The organism is Polaribacter sp. HaHaR_3_91 (genome assembly GCF_019278525.1).
GTDB lineage: Bacteria > Bacteroidota > Bacteroidia > Flavobacteriales > Flavobacteriaceae > Polaribacter.
The window spans coordinates 246,932-270,132 of record NZ_CP058986.1 but is presented as its reverse complement, the minus strand read 5'-3'; the positions used below and the strand labels follow the sequence as shown (position 1 = coordinate 270,132).

General features: G+C 30.9%; 12 protein-coding genes and 1 pseudogene. 4 read left to right on the top strand and 9 right to left on the bottom strand.

Features of this window, described 5'->3' with window-relative positions; translation table 11 throughout:
- Position 1: 1 nt before the first annotated feature.
- From H0I27_RS01240 to H0I27_RS01225, 4 genes are all read right to left on the bottom strand, one after another.
- A complete protein-coding gene (locus H0I27_RS01240) occupies positions 2-3,067 on the bottom strand; it encodes a glycoside hydrolase family 2 TIM barrel-domain containing protein (protein WP_218732133.1) in 3,066 nt (1,021 codons plus the stop codon).
- 94 nt (positions 3,068-3,161) lie between these two features.
- Entirely contained in the window at positions 3,162-6,308 is a 3,147-nt protein-coding gene (locus H0I27_RS01235) for a glycoside hydrolase family 2 TIM barrel-domain containing protein (RefSeq protein ID WP_218732132.1), read from the bottom strand.
- Positions 6,309-6,332: 24 nt separating this feature from the next.
- Entirely contained in the window at positions 6,333-8,924 is a 2,592-nt protein-coding gene (locus H0I27_RS01230; RefSeq protein ID WP_218732131.1) for a fibronectin type III domain-containing protein, read from the bottom strand.
- 104 nt (positions 8,925-9,028) lie between these two features.
- Positions 9,029-10,501 carry an arylsulfatase gene (locus H0I27_RS01225; RefSeq protein ID WP_218732130.1) on the bottom strand — a complete coding sequence of 491 codons (1,473 nt, stop codon included), beginning with the start codon at positions 10,499-10,501 and terminating at the stop codon, positions 9,029-9,031.
- A gap of 528 nt (positions 10,502-11,029) precedes the next feature.
- Between H0I27_RS01225 and H0I27_RS01220 the strand changes: the two genes are divergently transcribed.
- From H0I27_RS01220 to H0I27_RS01205, 4 genes and pseudogenes are all read left to right on the top strand, one after another.
- Positions 11,030-15,193, top strand: coding sequence for a hybrid sensor histidine kinase/response regulator transcription factor (locus H0I27_RS01220; RefSeq protein ID WP_218732129.1), 4,164 nt, complete (start codon positions 11,030-11,032; stop codon positions 15,191-15,193).
- An 85-nt stretch (positions 15,194-15,278) separates the two neighbouring features.
- Positions 15,279-15,428 (top strand): hypothetical protein, encoded by a 150-nt coding sequence (locus tag H0I27_RS01215; protein ID WP_218732128.1) that lies wholly within the window; start codon positions 15,279-15,281, stop codon positions 15,426-15,428.
- A gap of 300 nt (positions 15,429-15,728) precedes the next feature.
- Positions 15,729-15,869: pseudogene (locus H0I27_RS01210) on the top strand (T9SS type A sorting domain-containing protein); the annotation flags it as partial.
- A 411-nt stretch (positions 15,870-16,280) separates the two neighbouring features.
- Positions 16,281-17,909 (top strand): sodium/sugar symporter, encoded by a 1,629-nt coding sequence (locus H0I27_RS01205; RefSeq protein WP_218732127.1) that lies wholly within the window; start codon positions 16,281-16,283, stop codon positions 17,907-17,909.
- A 66-nt stretch (positions 17,910-17,975) separates the two neighbouring features.
- On the opposite strand, the gene H0I27_RS01200 is transcribed toward H0I27_RS01205, so the two are convergent.
- The 5 genes from H0I27_RS01200 to H0I27_RS01180 all read right to left on the bottom strand — a co-directional run bounded on the left by H0I27_RS01200 (position 17,976) and on the right by H0I27_RS01180 (position 23,122).
- Positions 17,976-18,632: an HAD family hydrolase gene (locus tag H0I27_RS01200; protein ID WP_218732126.1), complete on the bottom strand. Its 657-nt coding sequence runs from the start codon at positions 18,630-18,632 to the stop codon at positions 17,976-17,978.
- A 184-nt stretch (positions 18,633-18,816) separates the two neighbouring features.
- Positions 18,817-20,094, bottom strand: coding sequence for an alginate export family protein (locus tag H0I27_RS01195; RefSeq protein ID WP_218732125.1), 1,278 nt, complete (start codon positions 20,092-20,094; stop codon positions 18,817-18,819).
- A gap of 129 nt (positions 20,095-20,223) precedes the next feature.
- Positions 20,224-21,054, bottom strand: coding sequence for an ABC transporter ATP-binding protein (locus H0I27_RS01190; protein ID WP_218732124.1), 831 nt, complete (start codon positions 21,052-21,054; stop codon positions 20,224-20,226).
- The gene (locus tag H0I27_RS01185) at positions 21,054-21,911 is read right to left on the bottom strand and encodes an ABC transporter ATP-binding protein (protein ID WP_218732123.1); all 858 of its coding nucleotides are present in this window, start codon (positions 21,909-21,911) and stop codon (positions 21,054-21,056) included. The genes H0I27_RS01190 and H0I27_RS01185 overlap by 1 nt, the downstream gene beginning before the upstream one ends.
- Positions 21,912-22,015: 104 nt before the next feature.
- Positions 22,016-23,122 (bottom strand): ABC transporter permease, encoded by a 1,107-nt coding sequence (locus H0I27_RS01180; RefSeq protein ID WP_218732122.1) that lies wholly within the window; start codon positions 23,120-23,122, stop codon positions 22,016-22,018.
- Positions 23,123-23,201: the final 79 nt, after the last annotated feature.

The following is a 23,201-nucleotide window of genomic DNA, read 5'->3' as shown; positions in this document are numbered from 1 at the left end:
TTTATTTAATTACAATTTCATCAATTAAAACTTCTTGATCTCCTAAAGACTCTATCAATATTGTGTTCGCTCCACGATCTATTTTAATAGGAATGATTACAGTTTTCCAATTATTACCGAGTTGCTTAGTGTTAGCTAATAACAGTTCTTTACGAACTACTTTACCACTAACATTTACTTTTACATAAGCCCCATCTTTATTGGCAACATTTGTACTATAACGAATAGTTAGTTCTGCATTACCTGAACTACCATCATTTTCTTGGTACCAAGAAATAGAGGCGTTTTTACTTTTTAAACTCACAAAACCTTTACCGTTAAAGTTTTTCCCTTTAGATGAAATTGTAGCATTTTCTAATGTTGCTTCTTCAGCTTGTTCACCAATTTGCCCTTTGCTCTCTAAAGTTTCATTCCAGGTAAAACCTTCATCTTTTCCGAATTTTTCTTCTAAAATCTGAGTTTCTTTTCCATCAACAACAATTAAAGCTTTTACAGTTGTTTCTAAACCAATCTCAAAAGCTCCTTTGTAAACGTTAGAACTAGTTGTTGGTGTTTCTCCGTTTGTAGTATAATAAACTTCTATTATAGGATTGATTTTATTCCCTCTTAAATTGATAATCTCTGTATCGATACTTACTTTATTAGAGGTAATCATTTTTTTCTCTCCTAAAATACTACTTGCTAATACATTAATATCTCCAGAAGTAGTTGTTGCAGAAATATATGCACGTGTTAATCCGTAAAATGCAATTCTGTGATTAGGCCCAACATGTTGTTCTACATCTACAGGACTTCCGTTGTCTAAGGCTTTAATTTTACCTGATCCAAAAACATTAAAATAGGTCCTATTTTCTCCATACGGATAAAACTCTCCTTTATCATCTGTAGTTGTTACACGTACCTGAACGATATCATCTATTTTATTCTGTAAAGATTCTCCATCAACAGAAAGTTTAATTTTAGAAGGTTGATTGGCAGTTCTAATCACTTTTTCTGAAACTACTTTACCATCTTTATAACCAACTGCTTTTAACGTTCCTGGTTGCCATTTTACCATCCATTGGCATTGCATTTTATCCCAATCTTTTCCTGGTATTTGTTTTCCTAAAGAAATATCATTAAAAAACAACTCTACTTCTTCTGTATTAGAATATACCCAAACCGGAATCTCAGTATCAAGTGCTACTTTAGGATGCGTCCAGTGTGGTAAAATATGTACCATTGGTTTTGTGGTCCATTGACTTTGGTATAAATAAAACAAGTCTTTTTCAAAGTTTGCTAAATCTATAGCTCCTCCCATAAAAGCTCTAAATGGCCAACCTCCATGTACATAACCAGCCTCTCCAATATAATCATGACCTGTCCATCTAAAAGAACCAGCATACGCAGGAACATCTCTTAATTGCTCGATATTTAATCTAGAAGATACACGTACAGTTGCATTGTCATAACTAGAGTTAAAAATTTGTTTTCTGTTTTTTCTACCAGATTCGTCAATCCAATCATGTGTAAAAACTTCTTTTTCTGTTAAATCAGGAATTTCATATGTATGGTTTCTATTAGGAAAACCATCTCTATACCAAGTCTTAGTTCTATAATAACCTCTAACTTGCCAGGTATGTGTGTTTTCTGTACCTATAAAAACTCTATCCTTCGGATTTTTTGCTAAGTTCTCCATAAACCCTTTCTTTTCACTACCTCCGTTTATCCCTAAAACATTCATGTGATCTGAACCAGAATGACCAGAAGTTACAGGTCTTGTTGGGTCTAAATGATTACAAGTTGCTACCAAATCTTTAGCAATATCTCCACGTGTTTCATTACCAACACTATAAATAACTATAGAAGGATGGTTTCTATCACGTTTAATCCAATCTGTTAAATCTTTTTTCCACCACTCATCAAAATGATGCGCACCATAATCGTTTTTAGCTTTCTTGTGCCAACCATCAAAAATTTCATCCATTACCATCATTCCTACTTCATCACAGATGTCATAAAATTCTGGTGTTTGTGGGTTGTGTGAAGTTCTAATAGCATTCACACCCATGTCTTTTAATTGCTGAATTCTAAACTTAAGAATTTTATAAGGTACTGCAGCTCCCATAGCTCCCGCATCTTGATGATTACAAACTCCTTGTAATTTTACGTTTTTACCGTTAATCCACATTCCAGATTCTGCAACCCACTCAATATCTCTAACACCAAATTTAGTTTCTACAATATCTACTACTTTTTTACCAACTAGTAATTCAGTTTTTAAAGTGTATAAATAAGGAGATTTTACAGACCATAAATTTGGATTTTTTATACTTAAATCCGTTTTTACAAGTGCCTCTTTTTCTAATTTAACTTTATCCTTATTAGAAGCAACTTCAACACCGTTTGCATCAACAATAGAAGTAATTAATTTTACTTTTTCACAGTCTTCTTTTGTGAATAATTCTGTTTCTACAAAAACTTTATCACCTTCCGTTCTAAGAAAAATTCCATCTCTTTTAACATATGTATTGTTTTTTACATCGATCCAAGTATGTGCATAGATACCACTACCTGTATACCAACGTGCAGCAGGTTGTTTATCATTATCTACACGAACTGCAAAGGTTATTGTTTCTGCAGTATTGGCTAATTCACTAACATCGTACGCAAAAGAAACCCAACCGTAAGGTCTTGTTCCTAATTCTTGGCCGTTTGCCCAAACCGTACTATTCATAAAAACACCATCGAAAGCAATTTCTACATGTTTTCCTTTCCAATCTTTTGGAACAGTAATGGTTTTTCTATACCAACCAAAACCTGCAGGCAAGTATCCTGCACCAGCTCCCATTGGGTTGTTTTCATTATACTCACCTTCTATACTCCAATCATGTGGTAAATTTAAGGTTCTCCAAGAAGCATCATTAAAAGAAACTTTTTCTGCTCCTGTAATGTCTTGTTGAATAAATTTCCAATTGGCATCAAAATTGAGACGTTGTACAGTTTTATCTTTAGGCTTTTTATCACTAGAAAAACCAGAGAATATAAAACTAAAAACAAAAAGGAATACTAAATTTTTTATACGCATATCTTTTAAATTATAAATGTAGTTAAGCATACTTATTTCACTAAAATAGTGCTTACTAATTAATAAGCAAGCACTATTTTTTAAATCACTTTTATTACTTTATAGCTTCTATTGTGTAGCTATAACTTAAATTAGCAGCATTAATTTGATACTCTTCGTGAGGCATTCTACCCCAACTTGTATCTCCACCAACACCCATTTGACCATAGTCTATATTAACGTTTACCAAATCACGTTGTTTAATATCTGTAGTGTGACGTTGTGTTTTTTCATCTCCAGCATCAAAATCTTCATTATATTGATGGTGGGCACTAAAAGAAATTAAATCTGTAGCTGTTACTTTTATTCCTATTCCAGATCCATTTGTAAATGTTACCCAACGTGTATCTGTTTTGTAACCATTTTCTTGTGGACGAATGTAAGCGAAATATAAATCTTTTACAGAAGAATTGTATAAACCAACTAAAGCAGCTGTTTTACGATCTTGGTAATTTTCGAAAGGACCTCTACCAAACCACTCAACATTATTAAACTCATTTTTAACAACAAAATTGTTTCCGAATCTTGGTAATACTGGTAATTCTTTATTGATTTCTGAAATATTAGTATTTACTAAAACTTTACCATTAGCATCAATTGTATAATCAATAACTAATTTTCCTTTTACTGCATTTAAAGCATAGGTTGCTGTTACTAAAACAGTATTATTAGCTGTATTTTTACTTTCTATAGAGGTTAATTCTTGGTTGTTAGAAGCTTCTTTCCAAACACCCATTTTCTTAGCCATCTTAAAACCATAATCATTATCTGTAGTTGGTCTCCAGAAATTAGCTTTAATTCCTTTTAGCAATACATTTCCGTTACCATAGTCTAAAGTAGTTAACTCACCATTTTCTTTACTAAAAGACATGTTGAATCCATTTCCTGTAACTTTAATAGAAGTTGCATCTGCAGCTGCTTTTAAAGAACCGTCATTTTTAGCTAAAACAACTTTAGCTTTAGGGCTTGTTAATGCAAATTGCTCATACGCTGCTTCATAACCTGCTGGTAATAAACCTGTAGCTGTTTTTGTTTTAGCATACACATTTACATGATATTCTGCAGTTGCATCGTCTAATTTAGGGATGCTAATTTTTACTTTTTTAGAAGTATAAGGTGCAACATCTAAAACAGGTAAAGCACCGTTAGCTACTTCTTTTCCGTTTTTAAGTAAAGTCCAAGAAAAATCTAATGTATTTAAGTTTGTGAAGTCATAAATATTTTTGATTTCGATTTCTCCTTTTTTAATATTTACTTCTTTAAACTTAATGTATTGGTATACTTTTTTAACCTCATATAAAGCTGGATGCGCAGTTCTATCTGGATTTACAATTCCGTTTAAACAGAAGTTTTTATCATTATGTAAATGACCTGCTCCTAAATCTCCACCGTAAGCCCAAAACTCTTCGCCTTCTTCATTTTTTGTTAAAATACCTTGGTCTACCCAATCCCAGATAAAACCACCTTGCATAATATCGTACTTCTCAATTACATCCCAATAGTCTTGTAAATTACCTACACTATTACCCATTGCATGTGCATATTCACACTGAATTAATGGACGCGTTGGGTTGTTTTCTGCATATTTTACCATTCTATCAATTGTCCAATACATTGGAGCTTGAATATCAGTATTAGAGTACTGCGTAGCCCCTTCATACTGTGTTGGTCTAGTATCGTCTTGCTCTTTTAAGTAATTATAAGTTGCAACAAAGTTTTCACCATTTCCTGCTTCATTTCCTAAAGACCAAGTTATAATTGAAGGGTAATTTTTATCACGCTCAAACATTCTGATCGTTCTATCCATGTGTGCTCCTTTCCATTGAGGTAAATATGCTGGGTGTACCGCTTGATCCTTCTTATTGTTATTTAAACCTTGGTTGGTAGTACCCATACCATGCGTTTCTATATTTGCTTCATCAATTACATAAAAACCGTGTTTGTCTGCCAATCTATAAAAGTGTGGGTTTTTAGGATAATGACTACAACGAATAGCATTTAAGTTGTTTTCTTTCATCACCTTCATATCTAACAACGTTAATTCTTCTGAAATAACGTGTCCTTCTGTATCACTATGATCGTGTAAGTTTGCTCCTTTTAATAATACAGGCATTCCGTTTACTAAAAACTGCATGTTTTTAATAGCAATATTTCTAAATCCTACTTTTATAGAAGTAGATTCTCCATTAACACTTACTAAAAGAGTGTATAAATTAGGGTGTTCTGCATTCCATGTTTTTACATTCGGAATATTTTTTGCAAAATCAACAATATTTCTTCCTTTGGTTAATTGTACGTTTTTAGTTGCTGCATAAATTTCTTTATCACCATCTAATAATTGTACTTTTACTTCTTTTTGAACTGTTTCTGCAGTGTTATTATCAACTTTTAAATCTACTTTAAAAACACCATCTTTAAAATCATTTTCTAAATCAGACGTTACTCTAAAATCTCTTAAAGTTACTTTATTAGCAGCGTATACATATACATCACGCTCAATACCACTCAGTCTCCAGAAATCTTGATCTTCCATATAACTTGCATCAGACCAACGCAAAACTTGAACTGCTAAGTCATTTTTTCCTTTTTTAACAAGGTCTGTTATTTTGTATTCAGCAGCAGTTTTACTACCCTCATTATAACCTACTTTTTGTCCGTTTAACCAAATATACATTGCACCACTTACTCCCTCAAAATGTAAATAAATATCTTTTCCATCCCAGTCTTCAGAAATTTCAAATTCCTTTTTATAACTTCCGTTATTGTTAAGGTTATGAGGAATGTAAGGAGGGTTTGGAGGAAACATATATGTTCTATTTGTATAAATAGGGATTCCATGTCCTTTTAATTCCCAGTTAGATGGTACTTCAATATCATCCCATTGAGAAATATCAAAACCTGCTTTATAAAAATCTGTTGGTCTTGCTTGTACACTATCTGCATAGTAAAATTTCCAAGTTCCGCTTAAAGATTTATATAAAGATGAATTTTTCCAGCTTTCATTTTTTAAAGCAGCCGCATCATCTGCATACTTATAAAAAGAAGCTGTTGGCTCTTCTCTATTTATCTGATAAATTTCTGGATTTTCCCATTCTGGATTTTCCCATTTATCAGCTACATAAATAGGTTTCGTGTCACCCTTCTTCTCACAAGAAATAAAAGTAGCCACTAAGGCAATAATGATTAATAAAGATTTTTTCATTTTGATAGATAATTAAGTGTTGGTTTAATTTTTACTTATAAACTGATTTACAATAGCACTTTCAATTTGCTTACCACCCTTTACAACAAAAGCTTTTATAGCATATTTTGAATTTACTTTTACTTTGGAATTTGGAATAAATACTTTAAAAGATTTATTCCTTTCTACATCCGGGATTCCTAAAATTTTAACATGTTCTACGTTTAAATAAGAAACATTGTTAATGATAACTCCAAAAGAATCTCCTGGTTTTAATTTTAATTGATTTAAAACTACGTTTACCAAATACCCTTCTTTTTGAGTTACTACAGACTGTATCTTAACTTTATTGTTTTTTTCTATTGAAAAAGCAGTAGCAATATTCGGGTGAAAATTACTCTCACCTACTTCTGTCTCTGCTTTAACTGTATAGTAATACTGTACATTGTCTTTAATAGAATTGTCTACATATATAGTGTCTTTTACACCACTTGCAACCTTAGTAAACTCATGTAGTTTTACACCTCTATACACGTTATAATACGTATTAGGAAGCACCTTAGCTTGCGGATGCCACTTTACCTCTATAACATTAGACGCTATTTTTGTCGCAGACACATTTCTTGGACTAAAAGGAACTCTAGAAGAAACCAAAACATCTTCTTTTTCTGAAGGAATACTTTTACCTAAACCATTATATGCGGTTACAGTAAACTGATATTTTGTATTATCTTTTAAACGTTCTACTCTATATCCAAAAACATTGTCTGTATCTATTTCAATATTTTTATTGTTTTCATCTATATAGTTAATTAAATAACTAGATGCATTGGGTACACTTTTCCAAAATAAAGTAACCGTATTATTTCTTCTTGAAACTTTAAAAATTTGGGGTGTACTCGCTAATTGATATCCCACAGAAACTGGGGTAGACAAATCACTAATTTTTTCATCGTTTTGTGCTTCAACTGTGAAAAAATATTTTTTATTAGGATGCAATCCTTTCACTAAAAAAGTATTCTTTGCAACAACATTAATTGTTTCGTTTAAATCTGAAGCATTTGTTCCGTAGTGAATTTTATAAGATTTTGCTTTTGATATAGAACCCCATTTTAATAAAACACCTTCTTTTTCTACTGTTGCTTTATAAATAGTTGGTTGTTCTAATTTGTAAGAATCTGTTTTCCATTTTAAAACAGATAAACTAAATGGTTTTACAGATAGAATTCCGTTTTTAATTTGAGTTTCTTTAATTTCTGTATCCCTTGTATTTAATGAATCTGCAGCAATATAAGTTACAAGTAAATGATCTTTAAGTGCATTATTATCAACATTAATCTGATACTGACTTGCAATTTCACTTCTATTACTTACTACTAAATAATTAAAGCCATTGTTTCCCTTATACCCTTGGGCATACATACCGTTTACTTTTGTACCCTTTAAACCTTCTACTTGTAGATTATTACTAATATCTACATGATAAAGATATTCAGAATTGTTAACAGCTTCGTTATAAATTTTATATGCCTTGCCTTCTATATCTCTACGAATTCCTGTAGGTACAGTATCTGTTTCTATTTTTAAATTATTTTCGAAAGCATTTTCTACAACATTACCCATTCCTTTTCCTGGATAATACTTGTTACTTATTTCATGAGCACCTACATATTGAGTGTTTGTATGTGCTAATTGACGCATTACGTATTCAATATTATAAATACTAGAATAAATACCATTTAAAGGTCTATTCCAAACACCAAATTCTGTAATCACCATAGGAACATCTTTCCATGTGTAATCTTCAATTTCTGCCATTGCAGCACTAGAAGTTGCTTCTAACAACTTGGTATTTGCACGTTTGTAAGCTTGTTCTCTTGTGTCTTTTTTACCGGTATGTGGTGCATACGAATGTTTAGAAAACACGTTCCAATAAGCTCCATTTTCTTTTTGAAATTGATTAATTTCTTTCATAAAAGTCCAAACGCCATCCCAAGTATAATTAAGGGTTAATTGTGCATCTGGAAAAACTTGCTGAATTGCTTCTGCATAAGGTTGCATTTTAGCAGCATAATCAAAACCATCATTCCACCAAAATCTATTTCTGTTTGGCACATAAAAATAAGGTTCGTTACAAAACTGCCAAACAGCTACTTCTATATTATTATTTTTACAAAATCTTGCCAATTCTAAAATCATCTCTGGAGATTCTGTAAAAGCATTTACAGTAATAACTAATTTACCGTTTACTTCACTTAAAAGATCATATAAATCTATAACTCTATGAGGACCTTTAACTTTTACATATCTAAATCCTTTTAAATACCCTTTCTCATGATCTAACATAGAAATATAATCTAGATCATATTCTCCTGTTGCACTACTAAAAGCATCGCCCATAGTACCAGAAAAATAACGCAACCAACCTGGTTTTAATTCTTTAACAGATTTTACAAAATCTGGATGTGTATAACTCCAAATTTTGTCTGCTATACGAACATTAAAGCCACTTGCTCCTTTTTTTATAGCATGCCCATTATTGGTCGTAATATTTATCTTTTTTAAATCTTGCCCCCAAATAGTGTGCACAAAAAGAATGCTAAATAATGTAATTAAAAAGGTGTTTTTTAAAATCATAAACAGAAAGAAGAATTAATTTTTATCTATTTAAATTCTTACTTATACTATGCAAAAAAGAATTTCACATAGTATAAGTAAGAATTAAGAATGTCTTTTAAATATTAAAAAGAAACTTGATCAAATGTAAACACATCAGATGGTGTTCTTGCTTCTAAAAATAAAGCTTTCATTTGAGCAACTATTTCTGGGTGTTGAGCTGCAATATTATTTTTTTCTCCTAAATCTGTAGAAAGATCAAATAATTGCATAGGTGCATTAGGTTTCTTTAATACGTTATACTTAACAGCTTTCCAGTTTCCTTTTCTTATCGCTTGTCTTCCACCTCTTTCATGGAATTCCCAGTACAAGTAATCGTGCTGAACTTGATCTTCTGGCTTATCTAATAAAGTAGGTAAGAAAGAAATACCGTCTAAACCTTCAGGAACCTCTACTCCTGCTATTTCAGAAAATGTAGGAAACACATCCCAAAAAGCAGAAATTAAATCTGTTTGAGTACCTGCTTTAATTTTATTAGGCCATTTAATAGTCATTGGTACTCTAATTCCTCCTTCGTATAAATCTCTTTTAACTCCTCTTAAAGGACCAGCACTATTAAAAAACTTTGGATCTGCTCCTCCTTCTTCATGAGGTCCATTATCTGAAGCAAAAACAATAATAGTATTATCCTCTATGCCTAAAGCTTTTACTTTATCCATAATTTCACCAACCTGAGTATCCATCACTTCAATCATAGCAACAAAAGCTGCATGAGATTCATCTTGAGACTCATATTTACCCAATCTAAATTCTGGACCATCATCTGTTCCTTTAAATTTCTTTTCTGGTAAATATTTTCCTCTATATTTTTCTATGATATGCTCTGGAGCTGCTAATTCTGCATGAGGTATAATAGTAGGCACATACATAAAGAATGTAGTGTCTTTATTTTTCTCTAAGAACTTAATTGCTTCTGCTTGAATTAAGATAGGTGCATACTGTCCTTTTTGACCATTATCATTACCAGTTAAAGCAATAGAATCTCTATTAGACCATAAGTGGTTTGGATAATAATTATGACCTAAACGCTGACAGTTGTATCCGTAAAAAGTATCAAAACCCTGATAAACAGGATCTCCTTCAGATCCAGGAAATCCTAATCCCCATTTACCAAAAGCACCTGTTACATAACCACCTTTTTTTAACGATTCTGCTAAAGTAAATGTACTCGCAGGAATTGGGTATTGCCCTTCTGGCATAATTTCTTTGTTTCCTCTAACAGGTGTATGACCTGTATGCTGACCTGTTAATAAAGCAGATCTTGAAGGCGCACAAACCGTATTACCTGCATAATGCTGTGTAAACATTAAACCTTCAGTAACCAATTTATCAATATTTGGCGTTTTAAACATTGTTTGTCCATAACTACTTAAATCTCCATAACCAAGGTCATCTGCTAAAATATAGATAATGTTTGGTTTTTTTAAAGACGTACCTGCCTCTTGCGAACTACTTTTTTCTGTTGAACTTTTTGAGCCACACGAAATCACAGTGAAGACTAACAAAGCTAAAGAGAGAAATTTTAAACTTTTATTCATTTCCTTTTAATTTTACTTTAATTTACTAATTTGCATAACGAAATAAATTCGCTAGGTTCAAATATATTATTAAAAGAATATCTAAAAATATACAAAACACCCTCTTAATGTTGCATTTTTAGTCAAATATCACAAAAAATCGAAAAACGCAACATTAAAACCCCAACACAGTATCAACAAACACCTCTAACCTTATTCAACGTCTCATTTTACAGACACTAATTTTATTGCACTTTTACAACACACTGTATATCTAACAACTTATCCACACCTTTTTTTCCAAAACTTAATTAAAAAAACTTGCTAAGCACTAGAAAAAAAGCAACAAAAAAACATAAAAAGAGAAGTAAATCAGTGGCTCAATTAATTAAAAAACACTAAAAAAGCAATAAATCAACCCAAATAATCTAATTTTGCAACATAAGCAACTCTAAAATGCAACATTTACCCCCCGTTAAGCATCTATAGTTTTAAGGTAAAATAGATAATATTATAGTACCTATACAGAATCAATTAATAATGAACTTTATGATTATAAAACTATCAAAGATTATAACCTGTAAACCACTATTAAAAAAAATATACCTGTTTATATGTCTAACTTTTGTTACAATAAGTTTCTCACAAAAAAATGAACCCTATTTTAATGACTTAATAATACAAGGTTCTGCATTTAATAAAAAGATAAATGTACTATTTGAAGATAGTATAGGCTATTTATGGATTGGTAGTAATAACGGATTATTTAGGTATGATGGTTACAGTTTAGTTTCTTATCAACAAGATGCTTTTAACCCATTTTCAATTCCAAACAATAGTATTAACTCTATAGTAGAAGATGAACATAAAAATTTATGGATAGGAAGTGAGAGTTATTTAATACATTTTAATAGAAAAGAAAATAAGTTTAAAGGGTTCAATAAAAACATTACAACAGAAATTCTATATAAAAGTAAAAGTGGAAAAGTTTTTGCTCATTTAAAAGGAATAGGACTACTTAAAATAGATAGCAATAAAGACTTTCAAAAAATAAACAGTACTAAAAACTATACAAACAGTATTGCAGCCTCAAAACTAAATGCACAGATAAACTCTTTGATAGAAGATGATTTTGGGAGATACTGGGTAGCTACAAATAAAGGTTTTTTTATCTTAAATGAAGACAACACGTACACAGAAACAACTTTTAAAGAAGAAATTGTAAGCGTTAAGGATCTTGGAAACAATAGGTTTGCTGCAATTACTCCTCACGGTTTTTTAATTTTAAAGTACAATAAAGCAGATTTATCTTTAGAAACACTAGAAAACTACCCAGACTTTACGAACTCTATAGAAGAACAAACTAGACTTACATCTCTAGCAATAAACCCTAGTAATGAAGATTTATGGATAGGAACTAGAAGTGGTTTATTTAAAGCAACTAGAAACAACAACAGTTACACTTTTGTTAGATATTCTAAAGAATCTGAGAGCGGAAATTTAAAAAACAACTTTATTACCTCTATTGTTTTTGACACCTATAGCAACCTCTGGATTGGATCTTTAAAAGGTATCAATAAATACAGAATAAGAACTTCTATTTTTGAGTACAATGAAATTAAAGCACCTAACAAAAAAGCTAACGATTTAACAAATTGCCTACTTTTTTACTCCCCTAATACTATTTTACTAGGAATGAACAGTGGACTTTATAAATACAATTCCAAAGAGAATACTTCAACTAAAATAGAAACCGGAATAAACAATATTAAACATATCTCATTTAATAATGAGAAAGACAAACTATACATAACATCCAGTAACAAACTGTTCCAATCTGAACTTTACAATAATAACACAGATAATTTAAAACTAACAACATTAAAAACATACAAGAATGAAATTACAGATATTCAAGTAATAAATAAGAATGAAATTTGGGTAGCTCTTTGGAACGGTGGTGTAGACATTATAAATAACAATAATCAAATATCTCAATTTAAAAAAGACATTATAACAAGACTCTCTAAGAACCATACATCTGTCTTTCTTTTAACTGAAGATCAAAATTTATGGATAGGAACAAGAGGAGAAGGTCTCTATAAAGTAGATTTAAACAATGAAACAATCGAAGAATATACACCAACTATAGAAAATAAATTAACATCTAATGCAATCTTAAGCTTGTATGAGGATAAAAACAAAAATATTTGGGTTGGAACAAGAAGTGGGGGGTTAAACCAATACGTTAAAGAAACAAATAGCTTTAAAAGTTTTAGAAAGTTAAATGGTGTTTTATCCAATACAATCTCGTCTATAGAAGAAGACCACGATGGTAATATTTGGTTAAGCACACAAGATGGTTTGGTTCGGTTTGATTTAACAACAGAAAAATTTATTCCTTTTAAAATTGAAGACGGAATTAAAGAAAGTCAGTTTAGTTTTAACTCTAGCGCTTCAAACAATAGTAAAAACACCATTTATTTTGGATGTGCAGAAGGTTTCTATACAGTACATAGCAATTATTTCTTTCAAAAAAGTGTATTACCAACCACAGTAATCACAAGTTTTGCAACGCTTGGAGCAACAAAAAGTAATGAGATAAATTCAGAATTACACATTTCCAATCACTTAAATGTAGATGCACAAAAACCAATTACACTACCTTATAACCAAAATAATATTGTAGTAAACTTTTCTTCATTAGACTTAACAACTCCATATAAAAATGAGTATGCTTATATGTTAGAAGGTCTAAATAATTATTGGATCTACACAAGTGCTTCTAATAGAAATGCAAATTACAATGACCTTTCTTCTGGTACGTATAAATTTAAAGTAAAAAGTTCTAATAGCGATGGTGTTTGGAACGAAACACCAACAGAACTAACTTTTAAAATAATGCCTTCTATTTGGAGGTCTAATTGGGCTTATTTAACCTACTTTCTAATTAGCGTAATACTCATTTTTATCAGTATTAAATTAATTAGAAGATGGTACCGATTAAAACAAAACCTTGTAAAAGAAACAGTGAGTAGAGAAAAGGATAATGAGCTTAATAAAATGAAAATGATCTTTTTTACAGACATTTCTCACGAATTAAGAACACCATTGTCACTGATTCTTGGTACCATAGAAAAAGTAGTAAAAGAAAAAAAGTTTACTTTAAGTCCGCTTACCTCTCAACGTATTTATAATAATACATTAAGAATGCACAGGCTTATAAATCAAATAATGGATATTCGAAAATTTGACCAAGGAAAGTTCAAATTAAACATCTCTAAAAATGATATTATAAAAGATGTAAGCATTATAAAAAATGCCTTTAATGATTTTGCAAAAATCTATGATATTACATACAACTTTACTTCAGACGAACCCGCTAAAAAAGCATGGTATGATGTAGATATCTTAGAAAAGATACTTTTTAATTTATTATCAAATGCTTTTAAATACACGCAAGAAGGAGGAGAAATAAGTGTTGAAACAAAAGTAGTTTCTACAGAAGACCAAGAACTTACTAGTTTAAATTTACCTAAAAGCGAATATATTAAATGTATTGTAAAAGATAACGGAGTGGGTATTCCAGAAAAAGATTTAGTACATATTTTTGACAGATACTACCAAGCAACAAAACCCTATAGTAATCAAATTCCGGGTACAGGAATTGGCATGGAGTTAGTTCAAAAACTAATAGAAAGACATCATGGACTTATTCTTGCAGAAAGTGAAGAAAACAAGTTTACCGAATTTACTTTTTACCTACCAATTAGTAAAAAAAGGTTTCATAAAAATGAAATTTTAAAAACAAGTACACCGTTATTAAAAAACTTTATTAAAAATTCAGAATTCCAAGTTATAGAAGAAATTTCTTCCGAATATGATCAAAAAACAACTTCAAAAGACAGTACCAAACCTACTATTTTAATTGTTGATGATAATTCTGAATTAAGAACAATGCTTAAAGAAGAATTAGTAAGTCAATATAATATATTAGAAGCATCAGACGGAAAAGAAGGCTATGATATTGTCTTAAAAGAACAACCAAAATTGGTTATTAGTGATATTATGATGCCCGTAGAAGATGGTATTTCTATGTTAAAAAGAATAAAACAAAATCCAAAAATTAAAAGTACTCCTATTTTTATGCTAACCGCTAAAAACTCACCAGACACCAAAATAGAATGCTTATCTATGGGTGCTGATGATTATATTGAAAAGCCTTTTAGTATGGAGTTTGTAAAATGGAAAGTAAAAAATACTTTAGTAGCCAGAAAAGAACTTAAAAACGAATATAGCAAAGTAATTACCGCAGCTCCTTCTGAAATTGAAGTAGAATCTAATGATGAGAAATTTATAAAAAAACTAGTTGGTATAGTAGAAACATCCATGGGAGACCATCTATTTAGTGTAGAATACCTTGCTTCTGAAGTTGGCATGAGTAGAGCTAATCTATATAGAAAACTAAAAGTTATTTTAAATGAAACACCTGTTAACTTTATAAAAAAGATACGCTTAAAACGTGCCGAACAACTACTAAAGAAAAATAGTATGTACATCTCTGAAGTTGCCTACTTAACAGGTTTTAATAATCAAAAGTACTTTAGTAAATGTTTTAATAAAGAATACGGCATTAGTCCTTCAGAATACATAAAACAACACAAAGAACCTATAGAAAATAGTGACACCACTTTTATGGATAACGATTCTTAAAAAAATATACTTTTACTGCTCAAACATACATAAACTCAGATAACAACTCCTACACGCATCTTGTTACAACCTTATTTACAACAAGATGCAATACTTTATAACGTATTGTGAAACAATAGATGATATTATAGAACGTACTCAATTTGCAAACACTGTTGTTACTGATACAGATACTTCTAGTAAAACCTTTCAAAGAGATTATACAGGTCATATTATAATTAACGAAAATACTTAGGGTGAAGATCACTTTACGATTAGATTAGATTTCAAACAATTTGGTCACAAAATGGGAAGTACTAGTTATGGTTTTATTATGATAGTAGGTGAAGAATCTACTGGAGTATAGAAATCTGATAGAATAACTTCTAAAAATGGTGGATATACGAGTGGTATGAGATTAGCTTTTTATCGACCCACCTACAGTAAGACTATGTAAATCAATCAACTACATAAATAAAAATTTAAAACATCCCTTAACCCGGTAAAAGATGTTTTATACTTTTCTGCAAATACTGTTTCTTCTGTAGAAGTCTATAATATATTAGGTGCAAAAGTACTTTCTCAAAAAGTAACAAATAGTTTAGATATGAGTGATTTAAAAGCTGGCATCTATTTATTAAAAGCTAGTGATACGAACAATTTAGAGATAAAAACTTTAAAAGTGGTTAAAGAGTAACATAATTATTATTTGAATTTGGTAAGAGTGGTAATAGAAAGTTACAACTTAATTAAAATATAATGAATCTTAAAATTGATTAAAAAATCTTGTAAAAACCAATCAATTAAGGGATGAAATAATTTAGAATGTAACATAATTACTCCCATTTAGATACAAATCACCACCCTCTTAACAAGTAATTAACAATACGTTTGTAAAGCATAGAAAACTACATTAAGGAGGTAGTTTTAATTGTAAAATTTAAAACCCCAAGAAAAGAGTTAGACAAAATAGGAATCCCCCAATAGCAGTATGCCTCTTAATTTATTTTTGAGGCATATTTATAATTTAATAACAATAATTAGTAACAGTGCACGGCTAAACAATACTTGTAATAGCCATTAAGTAATAAACAAATTATAATAAATAATGAAAGCAGGTTTTGAAATGTGGGACTATGTAGTTTTTATTGCATATGCCATTTTAATTTTAGGTGTAGGATTATGGGTGTCTCGAGATAAAAAAGGACACCAAAAAAATGCAGAAGATTACTTCTTGGCAAGTAAATCTTTACCTTGGTGGGCAATTGGTACTTCTTTAATTGCTGCAAATATTTCTGCAGAACAATTTATAGGGATGTCTGGTTCTGGTTTTGCACTAGGTATTGCAATTGCTTCTTATGAATGGATGGCAGCCTTAACCTTAATAATTGTTGGTAAATATTTTCTACCTATTTTTATTGAAAAAGGATTATATACAATTCCTGAATTTGTTGAAAAGCGTTTTTCTACCAACCTTAAAACCATTTTAGCTGTTTTTTGGTTAGCCTTATACATTTTTGTAAATCTTGCCTCTGTATTGTATTTAGGAGGATTGGCTATTGAAACCATTATGGGTGTAGATATGATGTACGCTATTATTGGACTAGCACTTTTTGCAGCTGCGTATTCTTTATATGGAGGTTTGTCTGCAGTAGCTTGGACAGATGTAATACAAGTAGTATTTTTAGTTTTTGGTGGATTAATTACCACTTACTTAGCATTAAATACCGTTTCTGGAGGAGAAGGAATGATTGCAGGTTTCTCTAAAGTTTGGGAAGCAGCACCAGAAAAATTCCACATGATTTTAGAAGAATCTAATGACAACTATGTAAACTTACCTGGTATTTGGGTATTAGTTGGTGGTTTATGGGTTGCCAATTTATATTACTGGGGATTCAACCAATATATCATACAAAGAACTTTAGCTGCTAAATCTTTAAAAGAGTCTCAAAAAGGGATCTTATTAGCAGCATTTTTAAAATTAGTAATTCCATTAATCGTCGTAATTCCTGGTATTGCAGCGTATGTAATGGTAAATGACCCAGCTATTATGGCTAATTTAGGAGAAGCGGGCATGTTAAATGTACCTTCTGTAGAGCAAGCAGATAAAGCGTATCCTTGGTTGTTACAATTTTTACCAACAGGATTAAAAGGTGTTGCTTTTGCAGCTTTAGCAGCGGCAATTGTTTCTTCTTTAGCTTCGATGTTAAATTCTACCTCTACCATTTTTACAATGGATATTTACAAGCAATACATTAACAAAAATGCAGATGATAAAACAACAGTAAATGTGGGAAGAATTTCTGCTGCAGTTGCTTTATTAATCGCTGTTATTGTTGCGCCACTTTTAGGAGGTATTGATCAAGCATTTCAATTTATACAAGAATATACAGGTGTTGTAAGTCCTGGTATTTTAGCAGTATTTATGTTAGGTTTATTCTGGAAAAAGACAACCAACAATGCGGCTATTTGGGGAGCGGTTTTATCAATTCCAATTGCATTGGTATTAAAGTTTATTCCTATTCCTGTATTCGAGCCTTGGATGCATCAAATGGGAATTACAACGCTGTTAACTCTTGTTATTATCATGGTAATGAGTAATATTCAAAATAAAGGAGCAGATGATCCTAAAGGAATTGAAATCACTAAAGATTTATTTAAAACATCACCATTATTTAATATGGGATCTATAACAGTATGTATTTTATTAACCGTATTGTACTGTTTATTCTGGTAAGAGATTGCCAAACATAATTTTAATAAAAAAATCGTCTAAAGAAATTTAGACGATTTTTTTTATTTTCTAAACAAGCTCTAAAATTTTCATCAAATCTAAAGGATGTTCTAAAATATGCGCTGCTCCAGCTTCTATCAGTCCTTTTTTATCTCTAAAACCCCAAGACACACCAACAGGAAGCATTTTTGCTTTTTTAGCGACTAAAATATCTACATCTGTGTCACCAACAAAAATAGTTTCTTCTGGTTTTATCTGTATCTCCTCACAAATTTCCAAAGCTACTTTCGGATTTGGTTTTTTATCAACCTCAACTTTCAATCCTAAAACCGGACTCAAAAATTCTGGTAACAAAAAGGCAGTTATTTTTTTAGTTAAAGTATCTTCTTTGTTAGAAAGCACACTTACTTTAATGTTCTTAGCTTTCAATTGATGTAATAAATCTAAGATCCCTTCGTAAGGTTCCGTTTTATCAGTACAAATTTTGCTATACACCTGCATCATATCTTTCAAACATACTGCTACTTCTTCATCTTTAGGGTTTTCATCCGGAAGTGCCTTTACCACTAAACTTCTTACTCCACTTCCTACAAAAGTTTTATATGTTTCATAATCATAAGTAGGATACTTGCGTTTATCCAATACAATATTCATTGCATCAGCAATATCTTTTATAGAATTTACGAGCGTACCATCTAAATCGAAAACAACAGCTTTATACTTCATTTTTTTTGATAAAATTACTAATAATATCATGATTAGAATATAAAAAACAACAAGACTTATATTATAATTTGACAAAACTTATATCAAAGAAAAATCCCTCTAAAAGAGGGATCCAAAATAGTAGTAGTTATAATTCTTAACACTAAAAAGGAATTATAATACTAGTAATTTACTTTACTATTTTCTATTTTCCGGTTAAAAACTTAGGCTTAATTACCAACATTGCCCACGCCCAGTTTTGATTATTTGCCGCTGCTGCTTCAGTTACACCTTTTAATTCGTACATACCATCGCTTGCAAACATTTGAGAATACCCAAGTACTAAAGAATAACCTTTAAATTTCTTTTTGTATACTAAATCTATCTCTGTTCCTAAAGAACTTTCTCCACTTGCTAAATCTTGTTCTCCACTAAAATTAAGGGCTTTTACCATTAAACTAGAAGAATCGTTTAAAGTAAAGTTTGCACTTAAATGTAAGTCTACTAAACCAACAGAATTTGCGTGGTTCCCCACATAAAAATAATCCATAAAACCATTAAACTTATGGTTTGTTCCATATAAAGGGAAAAATGCTCCCGTTTCTCCTGTAGCACCATCGTTACCACTAATAGCTTCTATACCTAATCCTAAACTTACTTTTGGTGCTACTTTATACGTTGCATCTAAACCAACTAAATACGCTCCTTTTACATCTACATCTCCCTGACGTTTTCCTGTCTGTAAAAAAGCATTTGCAGACAAACCAAAGCTTCCAGATTTATAATCTAAATGGGTTCCTAAAGTTTGTAAATTACTTACGCCGTCTGCTTCTCCTGATACAGCATCAAATTCTTGAAATCCATTATTTAATAACAATAAACTACCTGTTAATTTATTCCACTTTTGTTTCATATATAACATTTGCATTGTTTTATATGAGAAATAACCTGTTGTATTATATGCAGTACCTGCAGATTGAAAACCTGTTGGATTTGAATAATCTTGGTTAAATGCCAATGCAAAATCTAACATAAAATTATCTTTTTTATATTTAAGTAAAGCTGCATCGTGGTTTCTACCTTGTTGTGCCCAATCTAAACCTCCTAAAATTCTTTGATCATCATAAGATAAAACTTGACGACCAATTTTTGTTGAAGTATTTTCTCCTAACTTAATTTCTGCCCAAGCCTGAAAAACTGCAAATGAGTCGTTTTGATCATAAGGTAAAATTTGTCTGTTTTCTCCCCAAACCATTACATCTTGTAAACTCACATAAAACCAGTAATTATCGGTCATATAACTGGTATTTAAACGTACTCTTGTAGAAATTCCAAAACCTGCATCTGACGCATCCGGAATTAAACTTCCAAATCCGTTTCTATACTCTGTTCTTGGTCTAAACTCTCCATCTAATGTAAATTGTGCATTTGCAAATTGAAAGCATACTAACATTAGCCCTAAAATTACGTATTGTTTTTTCATTTTTTTATTAATTTAATTGTTGTGATTGCGTTTTTATTTAAGTTTCGAAATATAAAAAGACTAAAACATCTTTATTATGACATTTCTCATGTTTTTAATTCTCTAAAATATAATTACTTCTACTCTCTTTTAATGCTCTAAAAAATCTATTAAATGCTTTCTGTATGTATAATAATCGTCATGCTCTAAAACAGATTTTCTAGTTCTTGGTCTTTCAAAATTGATATCTAAAATATCTCCAATTTTGGCTTTCGGTCCGCTAGTCATCATTACCACTCTGTCTGCTAAAAAAATAGCTTCATCTACATCGTGGGTAATCATTACTGCTGTTATTTTTTCTTTGTTCCAGATTTCTATTAAAATGTCTTGCAATTCTCCTCTTGTTAAAGAATCTAACATTCCAAAAGGTTCATCTAACAACAATACTTTTGGTTTAATTGCAAATGCTCTTGCAATACCTACTCTTTGTTGCATACCTTGCGATAATTCACTTGCTTTTTTATGAAAAGCATCTTCTAAACCTACTTTTTGTAAATAGTATTTTGCAACATCATTTCTTTGTGCTTTTGTAGCTTTAGGAAAAACCTGATTTACTCCCAACAAAACATTCTGTAAAGAAGTCATCCAAGGCATTAAACTAGGCGATTGAAAAATAACACCTCTATCTGGTCCAGGACCTTGTATGTGTTTTCCTAACACAGAAATATTACCTCCAGAAATTGGGTTTAAACCAGCAATCATAGAAAGCATTGTTGTTTTACCACAACCAGAATGCCCAATAATAGTCACAAATTCTTCTTTTTTTATCTGCAGATTTAAATCTTCTAAAACTACATAATCTCCTTTTGGAGTAGGATATACTTTTTTAAGATTTTTTAAATCTAACATTACATCATTCGAAGGAAATGGTTTGTTATTCGTAATAATTTTAGGTGGTTCTTGTTTTATTATAGTGCTCATTACATTCCAAATTTAAACTGATTCACAAAATCTTTAGGCGTTAAATCTGGAAGTATATATTCCTTTTTAGCTTCAGATTTACGTTCATTTCCAATATCCATTAAATACTCAATAATAGCATTTCTTGTTTTCTTAAAACTCTCATTGTCATTCATGGCTGTTTTATCTCTCGGACGCTCTAAATCAATTTTAAATTCTGGTCCTAAAGTTGCATTAGGCCCAGGCCTTAAAGGAATAATTCTATCTGCCATATAAATACCTTCATCAACATCATTTGTAATTAACAAAGCTGTTCTCTTATCTTTCCCCCAAATATTTAAGATTTCGTCTTGTAAATTACCACGTGTTAAAGCATCTAAAGCTCCTAGAGGTTCGTCCATAATTATCATTTCTGGTTTCATTGCCAAAGCTCTTGCAACCGCTACTCTTTGACGCATTCCTCCAGATAATTCGTTTGGTCTTTTATTTATTGCTGGCGTTAAACTCACCATTTCTACATAATTGGCAACAATTTCATTTAGTTCCTTTTTATTTTTCTTCGGAAAAGCTTCTTTTACTGCCATAAACACATTCTGACCAACCGTTAACCAAGGCAATAACGAATAATTTTGAAAAATAACTCCACGTTCATGACTTGTACCAACCACAGGTTCTCCTTTAAACAACACTTCTCCACTTGTTGGTTTTATCAATCCATTAATTAAATTAACTAACGTTGTTTTTCCACTTCCTGTAAAACCTACAATTGCAACAAATTCGCCTTCTTCTATTTTCAAGTTGATATTAGACAACACTTCTGTCTCTCCATCTGCTTGATGATAACTTTTGTAAATATTATTTAGTTCTAAATATGCCATTGTAATATTGTTTAATCGTGTAACTGTTTATTTGTGTAACTGTTGTAGGTTGTTAAATACTGCATTTTCGTTTACACGATTAAACAGTTAACCAATTACACATCTTAAATTGCATCTGTTTTATCAAAAGACACCCAATTCTGAATTGTTAACATCAATCTGTCTAATAAAAAACCGATAATACCAATTACAAACATGGCTACGATAATTTTTGCATTAGAATCGTTTGCTCCATTTTGGAATTCCTCCCACACAAACAACCCTAAACCAGGACTCTGTGCCAAAAGTTCAATTGCAATTAAAACCATCCAAGCAACTGATAATGTTATCTTTAATCCTGTAAAAATTAAAGGCAAAGAAGAAGGTAAGATTACTTTAAAAATCTTCTGAAAAGTTCCTAATTTTAAAACTTTTGCAACATTTATATAATCTTTATCTACAGAAGAAACTCCCATAGCAGTATTTACTAATGTTGCCCACATAGAACAGAAACCAACACTAATAAATGAAATGGTAAAAGAACTATCTTCGTTAGAATCTATCAACAATGTTTTTACAATCATAAAAACTAATAAATACCAAACTACGGGTGATACTGGCTTAAAAATTTGAATAAACCAATTAAAAGCACTTTTTAAAGTTGCACTTAATCCTATAAAAATACCTAAAGGAACTGCAATTAATAAGGCTAATAAGAACCCAGCAAATACCGTTTGTAAACTTCTAAATATTTGATCTACAAATGATGGTCTTCCTGTATACGTAATTGCGTCTTTTCCTTCTGCAATTCTACTAGCATTTAAAGCAGCTGTTTTTTCTATAAAAGCAGCTTTATCTGCATTAATAATTCTGTGATCTCTTAATAAAGAATGGAAAGATTCCCAAACTTGAGCAGGAGATGGTAATGTATTTGGCTGACAACTAGATTCTCCAGAAGCAATACATGCTTTTAAAGCATCTGCCGCAACCTGCCCCTGATCTTCTAAAGCCTTTTCTATTTTAAATTCTGCCTCTATATTATATAAAGATTTTGCTCCTAAATGCCACAAACCAATAAATAATAAAATGGAAGCAAGTGGCACTATTGTCTTGCGTAAAAAGTTTTTAAATTCCTCTTTTTCTAGTTTTCCAGTAAACAGATCTTTTAATGTTACAAAAAAACCTAATCCTATAAAATTAGAAACCTTCTCTAGTGTTAAACTTGCTTTCATTATCTATATGTATTTATTAAGTGTCATTTCGACAGAGTGAGGTACGAACGACGAGAAATCTTATAAATAGTGAGATTCC